This window comes from Halorubrum trueperi (assembly GCF_042662525.1).
GTDB classification, from domain to species: Archaea; Halobacteriota; Halobacteria; order Halobacteriales; family Haloferacaceae; genus Halorubrum; species Halorubrum trueperi.
Window position 1 is genome coordinate 1 of the sequence record NZ_JBHSXI010000003.1, and the last position, 9,322, is coordinate 9,322.

At 58.2% G+C, this 9,322-nt stretch carries 9 protein-coding genes and 1 pseudogene; 3 read left to right on the plus strand and 7 right to left on the minus strand.

Annotated elements, in window-relative coordinates; all coding sequences use genetic code 11:
• On the plus strand, positions 1-565 hold a 565-nt coding region (locus ACFQEY_RS05180; protein WP_379765406.1), incomplete at its 5' end, for an electron transfer flavoprotein subunit beta/FixA family protein.
• Positions 562-1,533 (plus strand): electron transfer flavoprotein subunit alpha/FixB family protein, encoded by a 972-nt coding sequence (locus tag ACFQEY_RS05185; protein ID WP_379765409.1) that lies wholly within the window; start codon positions 562-564, stop codon positions 1,531-1,533. The genes ACFQEY_RS05180 and ACFQEY_RS05185, both read left to right, overlap by 4 nt.
• Before the next feature lie 53 nt (positions 1,534-1,586).
• Here the strand turns inward: ACFQEY_RS05185 and ACFQEY_RS05190 are convergent, their stop codons facing one another.
• The 7 genes and pseudogenes from ACFQEY_RS05190 to ACFQEY_RS05220 form a co-directional block, all read right to left on the minus strand.
• Complete coding sequence (locus tag ACFQEY_RS05190; protein ID WP_379765412.1) at positions 1,587-1,973, minus strand: VOC family protein; 387 nt, start codon at positions 1,971-1,973, stop codon at positions 1,587-1,589.
• A gap of 520 nt (positions 1,974-2,493) precedes the next feature.
• A pseudogene (locus ACFQEY_RS05195) lies at positions 2,494-2,589 on the minus strand (cell division control protein 6); the annotation flags it as partial.
• A gap of 285 nt (positions 2,590-2,874) precedes the next feature.
• Entirely contained in the window at positions 2,875-3,795 is a 921-nt protein-coding gene (locus ACFQEY_RS05200) for an MBL fold metallo-hydrolase (protein ID WP_379765415.1), read from the minus strand.
• Positions 3,795-4,964: an acyl-CoA dehydrogenase family protein gene (locus ACFQEY_RS05205; RefSeq protein ID WP_379765418.1), complete on the minus strand. Its 1,170-nt coding sequence runs from the start codon at positions 4,962-4,964 to the stop codon at positions 3,795-3,797. Before ACFQEY_RS05205 ends, ACFQEY_RS05200 begins: the two co-directional genes overlap by 1 nt.
• Positions 4,961-6,523 (minus strand): class I adenylate-forming enzyme family protein, encoded by a 1,563-nt coding sequence (locus tag ACFQEY_RS05210; RefSeq protein ID WP_379765421.1) that lies wholly within the window; start codon positions 6,521-6,523, stop codon positions 4,961-4,963. The genes ACFQEY_RS05205 and ACFQEY_RS05210 overlap by 4 nt, the downstream gene beginning before the upstream one ends.
• Positions 6,516-7,343, minus strand: coding sequence for a p-hydroxycinnamoyl CoA hydratase/lyase (locus tag ACFQEY_RS05215; RefSeq protein ID WP_379765424.1), 828 nt, complete (start codon positions 7,341-7,343; stop codon positions 6,516-6,518). Before ACFQEY_RS05215 ends, ACFQEY_RS05210 begins: the two co-directional genes overlap by 8 nt.
• An 82-nt stretch (positions 7,344-7,425) precedes the next feature.
• Positions 7,426-8,202 carry an IclR family transcriptional regulator gene (locus tag ACFQEY_RS05220; RefSeq protein WP_379765427.1) on the minus strand — a complete coding sequence of 259 codons (777 nt, stop codon included), beginning with the start codon at positions 8,200-8,202 and terminating at the stop codon, positions 7,426-7,428.
• 281 nt (positions 8,203-8,483) lie between these two features.
• Between ACFQEY_RS05220 and ACFQEY_RS05225 the strand changes: the two genes are divergently transcribed.
• Positions 8,484-9,322, plus strand: an 839-nt coding sequence (locus ACFQEY_RS05225) for an ISH3 family transposase (RefSeq protein WP_379765430.1), incomplete at its 3' end; no start/stop codon positions are given.

Genomic DNA, 9,322 nt, shown 5'->3' on the forward strand with positions numbered 1-9,322 from the left:
TGCAGACCGGGCGATCCGCGTGTGGGACGACGCCATCGAGGGTGCGGCGTACCTCGACGTCGATTCCAAGGCGGCGCTACTGGCTGCTATCGTCGAAGAAGAGGATCCGGATCTGGTCCTGTCGGGCGTCCAGTCCGGGGACGAGTCCAACGGTGCCACGGGCGTCGCACTCGCCGAGAACATCGGCTTCGAGTGGGCAGCCGTCGTCAACCAGCTCGATCTCGACGTCGAGGGCGGCGTCGCCTCGGTTCACCGCGAACTCGAGGGTGGCGTCGAAGAGATTACCGACGTCGAGACGCCGGCCGTCCTGACGATCCAGTCCGGCATCAACGAGCCGCGCTACGCGAGCCTGCGCGGCATCCGCCAGGCACAGTCCAAGCCGCTCGACGTGCAGTCGCTCGACGACCTCGGTGTCGACGAGAGCGTCGTCGACAGCCCGCTCGCGATGACCGGCATGTACGAGCCCGAATCCGAGGGCGACGCTACCGTCTGGGAAGGCAGCCCCGAGGAGACCGCCGTGGAGCTTGCGACCTTCCTGCGTGATAAAGGGGTGGTCGAGGGATGACGGACGTGCTCGCAGTCACCGAGCACCGCCGTGGTGACGTGCGTGACGTCAGCTACGAGATCGCGACCGCCGCGCGCCAGTTGGCAGACGAGACTGGCGGTGACGTCCACCTGGCGGTCATCGGCGGCGACGTCGATACCGTCGCAGACCAGGTCAACCGCGAGGGCGTCGACGCCATCCACACCGTCGACGAGGGCGAGGAGTTCAACCACGACATCTACACGCAGGCCGTCGAGCAACTCTACGCCGAGCTGGACCCGCAGTTCCTGCTGGCGCCGAATTCGGTCAACGGCATGGACTACGTCCCCGCAAGCGCAGAGGGGCTCGACCTGCCACTGGTGACCGACGCGGTCGATCTGGAGTACAACGGTAACCTCACCGTCACGCGCGAGCAGTACGGTGGCAAGGTCGAGACGACCATCGACGTCGCCGAGGACAACGCGGTCGTCACGATCCGCCCAGCCGAGTGGGCCCAGGCAGAGGGCGCGGGCGACGCCGACGTCCAGGCGTTCGACGCAGACATCGACGAGAGCCAGATCAAGACGGCCATCACCGGCTACGAGGAGGTCGCCAGCGGTGACGTCGACATCAGCGAGGCGGAGTTCCTCGTCTCCATCGGCCGCGGCATCGAGGAGGAGGAGAACCTGCAACTCATCGAGGCGCTCGTGGAGGCGACAGACGCGACCCTCTCCTCGTCGCGCCCCATCGTGGACAGCGGGTGGTTGCCGAAGAACCGGCAGGTCGGCCAGTCGGGCAAGGTCGTGACGCCGGACGTCTACATCGCCATCGGCATCTCCGGGGCCGTCCAGCACGTCGCGGGCATGAAAGGCGCCGAGACCATCATCGCGATCAACACGGACCCGAACGCGCCCATCATGGACATCGCCGACTACGCCATCGTCGACGATCTGTTCGACGTCGTCCCGCCGCTCATCGAGGAGTTCGGCGGCACACTGCCCGACGTCTGACGCGGACGAATGGGTGGCTGCAGCGCAGACGCTGTCAGGCGCCAGGACAGCCGCTACTCGTTTTGGTGTTCGATGAAGTAGAGGACGTTGCCGCTGGGATCGTGGACGCCTGCCATGCGTAGGCCCCAGTCCTCGTCGGTCGTCGGTTCCAGGAAGAACGCGACGTCCTCCTTTCGGTTTCGGTAGGTCTGGTCGACGTCATCGACGCGAACAGATACGTGATCGATGCCGACGGGATTGTCAAAGAGCTCCGCATCGCGATGGGTCGTCGTTTCATTGCTGGTTTCGAACACGTAGAGGTACGCCGACTCCGAGGCTGGTCGGACCGCGGCTTCCTCGGAGGAATACCGGTCGACCTCGAACCCCAGTTGTTCGTAAAACGACTCGGCCGCGTCGAGATCAGTAACTGCAATCCCGATGTTGTCTACTGTCGGTGGCATGGGGGACCCCAACGTACGCTACGTACATAAAAGCGGGGCTGTCGACTCAGGCACTGTTCAGACTAGTCAGACGTGTATCTGACGGACTTTCTCTGAGAAAGACGTGGGAATTTCTGAGCACCCATGTCGGAGATCGCCCACCTCCGCAGCCGTAGTGACGCCATCCCGTAAAATTTGTGTACCAAGTTTTCACGCCGAAACCCCGATTGAGCGAGGGATCCAACTCCGCTTGAGCGGATTGTTACTGAGAAACACAGTAAAGATATTACTCGGCTTTGCACGTTGAGAATCTAACACTTTATCGACCGAAAATGGCGGCTAAGACGGTGTTCAAACGGAACAGAGTGGTTCAGGGGGTCACTCTACGCTCTCCGCTGACGGATCAAACAGCATGAAGCTCGTCTTCATCGTCTCCACTGATCTCTCGCATCTGTTGGGTTAATTCGTGAATCCCGTGTAGAACGCTTCTTACGCCGCTTTCGACAGTTATAATGTCAACTCGACAACGTGCAAAGCTGAGCTTGATCTGGCCCCGAGCATCCTCGGTGTCGTTCAGGAGAATGTTGTCGGTGATGCGCTCAAGATTCTCGCGGTCGGCCTTGCCGGCGACCGCCCTCGAGAGCGTCTTCGACAGCGAGGAGGCATCGTGATGCGAACAATGCCTCCTGATGACCTTGGAGACGTTCAGCTCTCAACCGTGATTTCGCCGATCGTCCCGTTCGTTCTGTGAGGGATACAGACGTAGACGTGTTCTCCTGGAGTGGTGAAGGTATCACTGAATGTTCTGAACGAGGCTGTAAAGGCCGGCCGTACACTCAACAAACGCTTCCAAGCAGTTGATTTCGAAATTGACAGGCAGTGTGTCCGAAGACCTGACCTCGGGAGATCGGTCCCCGAGTAGTTATCGCGTTTCCCCGCTTGTGTCGATGAGGGAGAGGGACCCATCGTCGTCGAGGTACCTAACGTAAGCCGCCGTTACATCTTGGAAGTATTTCGCCGCCATTCCGGATTCCGGTTCGAACACCTCGACCGCGACTTCTCTGAGGTCGACTGGGTCCCGCAGGCGATCCGTGACGGTCTGGACCTGGTCGATCGTTTCATTGACATTCGTTAGACAGTTCTCGATGAAGCTAGATACATCGGTGATTGGGTCGCCGTGAGACGGAATCAGCACTTCAGCCCCTAATTCCGATAGTCGCTCGAGCGTTTCGAGGTAGTCGCCAACGCTCGTGTTCACCACCCCCACGTCAAACCTGGCAGAGGGCATCACGGCGTCACCGACAAATGCGACCTCACTAGACGGGCACCAGAGGGAGAGGTGATTGTACTCGTGGCCAGGCGTGTGGAGGACTTCGAACCGCATGCCATCGATATCGATGGTATCCCCATCTGAAACCGACGTAGACTGGGTCACGTCGTAGTGGGGGAGGTCGGGCGGGAATTCTTCACTGACGAAGGATTGAGGGTATCCTTCCGAATTCCCACTTCCGTGGAGGTGGTCTCTCATCCTAGCCATCCGAGCCTCAAGGTCTGTTAGTTCGTCGAAAACCCCCTGAAACGCGACGTGAGGAAGGCGAGCGATGGACTTGAGACCGATGCTCGCCCCGACGTGATCGACGTGTGAGTGGGTTAACACGACCCGATCCAGTTCTTCCTGGTCGCGAAACCACCGGAGCGTTGGTTCCGACGGGTGGCCAGTATCGATGACCGTAGATCCAATCACGAATACATTGACCGGGTCTACGTGTGGTCGGGCGAACGCGTGACGGACGAACGCAAGATCGCCAACGGTCAGTCGTTCTGAGTGAACACCGTGGGCCATCAATACGACCGGGGTAATCCAAGGACGTGTTGGCCGAGATAGTTTCGAATCATCTCTTCAGTCACAGGCGCGGTCCGAGAATGCCGGAGGAAGCCCCACGCAGCGGCAATTCCAATCTCGGCCGATGCGGACATCCCACCAAACGTGGTCATAGCCGCCTCGGCGGCGTTCCACGCTGCCTTCCCGGCTTGGAGATTCGCAACGTTGGCGGCCTCGCCCACGTTCCCCGCCCCTTCGTCATACTGCCAAGCCGCTTTGCGGACAGCGAGTCTGGCTGTTTCCAGATCGGCGTGGGCGTCTGCGAGCGGGTGCTGGATCGCCTGGTGAGCACCAATCGGCTCTGACCAGACGACGCGTTCGTTCGCGTAGTTGACTGCTTGATCCAAACACCATAGTCCTGCCCCCAGCGCGCCTGCCCCCGTTGTGATCCGCTCGGTGTTGAGGGTGTCGAACACCTGCATCATCCCGTTGCCCTCGTCCCCGAGAATCTGATCTTCGGAGACCCGGAGATCCGTAATGTGTACCTGAAACGTTCGATCGGGGAAGTACAGATCGAGGGGAATCTCGTTATACTCAATTGCGTCATCGGCAGGGTCCACGATGAACATGGTTAGTCCCTCGCGAGGATCGTCACACTCGGCCATCGGGGTGGTCCTCGTGAGAAGTAACATTCGCTCCGCCTCGTCAAGCCCCGAGATGAATTGCTTCTGCCCGTTGATCACGAACTCCTCACCGTCTCGTTCGGCAGACGTTGAGATATTCGTTGTATTCAGTCCTGCGTCCGGTTCAGTCACCCCTAATGCCCACGTTTCCTCGCCGGCCGCGATAGGTGGGAGGTATTTTCGTTTTTGCTCATCGGTGCCATGGGCGAGGACGGAAAGTCCCCCGAAGACCGTGCCAGTAACGAACCCTACAGCCGCCTCCCAGGCACCTTCCTCTGAAAGAGCTTCCATCAAGAGGACGAGATCTAACAGGCCCAGGCCTTCCCCTCCGTACTCCTCTGGAAACACGATGCCGAGCCAGCCTCCTTCCGCGAGATCGTCATAGATTTCAGTGGGGAACCGTTGTTCCTCGTGGATTTCCTGCCAGTAACTCTGGTCGTAATCGGCCGCTATCTTCCGGATCCCATCCCGCATCAGCTCCTGCTCGTCGGAGAGTTGAAAGTTCATGAAGAAATGTCCTCCCGTTCGCGTAACACACTCCGGTTTAGTTTCCCGGTGTTCGTCCGGGGGAGTTCGTCGACGAACTCCCACTCACGAGGACGCTGGTAGTTGCCGAGGTTATCGTTGTTCTTGCACCACTCGTCAAGCTCCCCGACCGTAACGTCGTCGCTGGTGACGACGAACGCCTTGACCGCCTCGTTCCACTGATCGTGTGGGACTCCAATGACGGCGCATTCAACGACCGAAGGATGAGCTTCGATAGTACCCTCGACCCCCTCGGCGTAAATGTTAATCCCGCCACTGATGATCATGTTATCGGTTCGCCCTTCGATGTAGACGTTTCCATCGTCACCGACCCGTGCAAGGTCGCCCGAGAACCACCACCCCTCCTCGTGGAAGATTTCGTCCGTAGTCTCCGGGTCGTCCCACACTTCCTCGGCGATCGATGGACCACGAAGGATCAACTCCCCAGCCTCACCCTGTCCGACTGGGGCCGACGGATCGTGGGAGTCGGGTTCCACGATACGAACCTCGGTATTTGGCACCGGTTTCCCGACGCTGGCGAGTGTCTCCTCCGTCACCTCGTGGGGGAGCAGTGCGATACCACAGTCCATCGTCTCCGTCGTGCCATAGACTGTGAAGAAGTTCTCCGTGATGTCCTCTCTGAGCCGTCTGAAGAGGTCCTCACCCATCGTTTCACCCGCGTAGCCTCCAAGCCGGACCGACGAGAGGTCGTACCTGTCGATATCTGCGTCAAGTAGCATCTTCCACTGGGTCGGCACCAGCAGGATGATGGTTACTTCTTCGTCTTCGACCATCTGGAGAATCAGCTCCGGGTTCCATTCCTCGACCATCACTGACTTCCCTCCGGCGTTGACGATTGGCAGGGTCATGTTCTGCCAGCCGATGAACGAGGGAGTAAACGGGTTCAACATCGTATCATCACTGTGGGGGCTGAAGATGAATTGGCCGGCGTGTGCGCATTCGATCGCCTCTTCGTGCGTGTGCACGATGCCCTTGGGCTTCCCCGTGGTTCCCGACGAGAAGTTGATGAAGGCTGGATCCGATGGGTTAACGTCAACGCCCACTGACCGGGACGCCCCTTCATCTAGGAGAGTCGACAACGGCGTGCCGAAGCCGGAAATCTCGGCCGTTCCGTCTCGATCATATTCGACGATCAGGTCCAGGCCGGTGTGGTCGCTGATAGCTTCGGCGGTATCCGCGAATTGAGGCTGGAAAAACAGTGCCTTCGCTCCCACTTGATCGACAAGGGAAACGATCTTGTTTGGTGCTTCGCGATTGTGGAGCGTTGCAGGGATCGCGCCTACCTTCTGGACGGCGAAGTAGGACAGGGCATGTTCGACGGTCGTCCGGCTGAGGAGTGCAACGACGTCACCTTTACCCACCCCGTTATCCGAGAGTCCGTTCGCCAGACTCCGTGCGATTTCGTTGGCCTCGCTGAACGTCTCACGCCGTCCAGTCTCCGCTTGGACGAAGGCCGTGTGATTCGGGCGCCATTCGGCCAGCTGTTCGAGTGCAGCGTTAACCGTACGAACGTCAGTCATCTGTGTTCCCTGTGTCGTAGGATTCAAGTCCGGGCCGGAACTCTCGGTCTTCAAACTGTTTCAGCGCGGTTTCTATCCAGTCTTCGCCCTGGAGGTAGCTCATCTCCTCCATCTTTGCCATCTCGTAGTCGACGGAGTCCTCGAAGGTCATGTACCGGGATTTCTCGAAAACTTCCTTATTGAATCGAAGCGTGACAGGGTTCTTCTCGAGTAGTGACTCGACCAGGTCGTCTACTGTTTGATTCAGTTCCTCTCCCGGAACTGCCATTGTGACGGCACCGTACTCCTCGGCTTCGTTCCCGGTGAACGTTTCGCCGGTCGCCGCATAATACATTGCCTTGCGCCGGTTCATGGTGTGGACAGTCGCCCACATCGTTCCGCCACCAGGGAAGATGCCGAAGTTTATCTCCGAAAGTCCGAATGTCGCATCGTCTCTCGCGATGGCGAAGTCACAAACACCCATGAGTTCGTATCCACCTCCAAACGTCCAGCCGTCGATTTTGGCGACTGTGGGGATCGGATAGTGTTTCAGACGCGTCATCGCTTCAAGGATCGCTGCGTTCGCCTGTATGAACTCCTGCGGCCCATCCCGCCGAGGCCGGAGGAATGCTCGTTCGAGGTCCATCCCCCCACAGAACGCGTCCCCGTTTCCGCTGATCACTAACACACGCCCATTCTCTTCCTCAACCGTGTCGAGAGCGTCGAGTAACTCGTGGTGGAGTTCCGGACTCAGTGAGTTCTGCTTCTCTGGGCGATCCAGAACGAGGTTCGCAACACCGTTGTCCGTGATTGACAGCTTTATCGTGCTATATGATGCCATCACCCAATCCGTAGCGCTCACCCATAATAAATCTTCGGCTGCACCGGATTATACAATATGAATCCGGCAGCGCCGGACGATTTTAAAGGTTCGTCCAGGCAGCGTCCGAGTGGGCGAGATTTACCTGGATTACGTCCGCTGCCTGTAGGATCTCCTTGCCAATATCCTGGATGTTGTTTTCAGCGAGAATTCGATTCTTGGGCCCACAGACACCAATCGACCCATAGACGGTCCCGTTACTCAAAATTGGCTTGGCAACGCATCGGACTCCCTCGACGTCACCAGCGAACCCAACCGTATACTCTTCATCGCGAACAGCCGACAGTCTGTCTTCCAATTCCCCCATTTCCCTCGATATTTCGTCTTGTTCTGCCTCAAGTCCGTAGTGTTCAACAATTTCGGCGACCCGTTCATCAGGAAGATAAGCCAGAATGCATTCGCCCATCGCGGATGTATGTAACTTCACGTGGATTCCGGGGTACGGATCGATCGTTACTGCAGTATCTCCACTAGCGAGGTGCAGCATCACTCCAAGACCGTTTTCCTCGATCATCATCACGGAATGTTCGCCCGTTTCCTCTGCGAGCCGATTTATCTCGCCTTTCCCGGCCTCGTAGATCTCCATCGTGTTCCGCAACCGTATTCCCAGTTCGAGATACCGTGTGCTGATCATGTATTGTCCGTTTTCGTTTGTTACATAGTTGAGTTGTTCCAACGTGCTCAAATGGTCGTGTACGGTACTTTCAGCGAGACCTACCCGAGTTGCCAGTTCTATAGGCCCTGCGCCGCCCAACTCCATCAACGCCTCGAGTATCTGGTACGATGTCTGGACGGCTTGCACGGGAACGTCCTGTGGCATATCAGGATTATCAAAATCCACGCATATAATATATTCGCTATCACCGGATTACTGGAACGAGTCTATCGCTGTTACTTGCCGGATTGACATCCTTCAGTGGTTACGCTACCCGTTATCGATTAACCTCTAGCTCGTTGGCGGTGATCACCGCCGAATTGCGGACTGACGTGGTCGCCACCGGTAGTGACGTCGCTGAAACCTAGATTCAGTACCTCACAAAGCCGGTTAGTTAGAACGTCTGCTTGCTGCGAATGTGCCTAGCAAACAGCAGCAAGTAGACAGTGAAATCCGAAGACCAGCTCCTTAACTTCCTCGTCAACCGCCTTGACGAGGAAGTTTCTCTGAACCTCGCCAACAACGTTGAAATCGATGCAGAGGACATCTACGAGGCCCTCTTCGGCGCAACCGCCGACGGGACCTCGATCTCGACACTGTGCAACTCCAGCGAAGACTCACCATCGGCGAACACAATCCTCTACCACCTCCAGACGAAGTTCGAGCCCGAACGGCTCGAACGACTCGCTAACACCCTTCTTCGCCGAGACATCGTCGAACTCCTCCCCGAGCAGGTGGAGGTCTGCGCAGACCTCCACCTGCGGCCCTACTACGGTGACGAAGACGACACAGACGGCCTCTATCACTCGGAGGAAAGCGTGGGACCACTGCGTTCCACGCTTGCCACACTCTACGCACGCGTGCGGAACAAACGCTACACGCTGGCGGTGCGCCGTCTTGACGACGGCGACACCGCCAGCAGTGTCCTCGCTGAGTTTCTCGGTGTTCTCGACGGCCTTGACACCGAGGTCAGGGCCGTCTACCTTGATCGCGGATTCTACGACAGCAAGTGTCTCACGCTGTTACAGACACACAACTACGCCTATGTGGTCTCGATCATCCGGTGGGGTGAAGCGATTCAGCAGGAACTCTCGGAAGGGTGGAGCCGCGTCATCCAACACGACCTGACAGGGAAACTCGACGGTCACAGTTGGACCGTCGAGTTTCCCGTCAACATCGACTGTACGTACCTAAACGGAAAGTACGACGATCACGGCGCGGCGCGTCACGGCTACGCCGCTGACGCGCCGTTCATCGACACGCCACGGGATGCACGAGAGCACTA

Excerpts from the sequence above, each read along its gene's own strand:
- ACFQEY_RS05185 (WP_379765409.1), top strand. The coding sequence starts at position 562 with ATGACGGACGTGCTCGCAGTCACCGAGCACCGCCGTGGTGACGTGCGT.
- ACFQEY_RS05210 (WP_379765421.1), bottom strand. The coding sequence starts at position 6,523 with ATGACTGACGTTCGTACGGTTAACGCTGCACTCGAACAGCTGGCCGAA.
- ACFQEY_RS05220 (WP_379765427.1), bottom strand. The coding sequence starts at position 8,202 with ATGCCACAGGACGTTCCCGTGCAAGCCGTCCAGACATCGTACCAGATA.
- ACFQEY_RS05190 (WP_379765412.1), bottom strand. The coding sequence starts at position 1,973 with ATGCCACCGACAGTAGACAACATCGGGATTGCAGTTACTGATCTCGAC.
- ACFQEY_RS05200 (WP_379765415.1), bottom strand. The coding sequence starts at position 3,795 with ATGGCCCACGGTGTTCACTCAGAACGACTGACCGTTGGCGATCTTGCG.
- ACFQEY_RS05215 (WP_379765424.1), bottom strand. The coding sequence starts at position 7,343 with ATGGCATCATATAGCACGATAAAGCTGTCAATCACGGACAACGGTGTT.
- ACFQEY_RS05205 (WP_379765418.1), bottom strand. The coding sequence starts at position 4,964 with ATGAACTTTCAACTCTCCGACGAGCAGGAGCTGATGCGGGATGGGATC.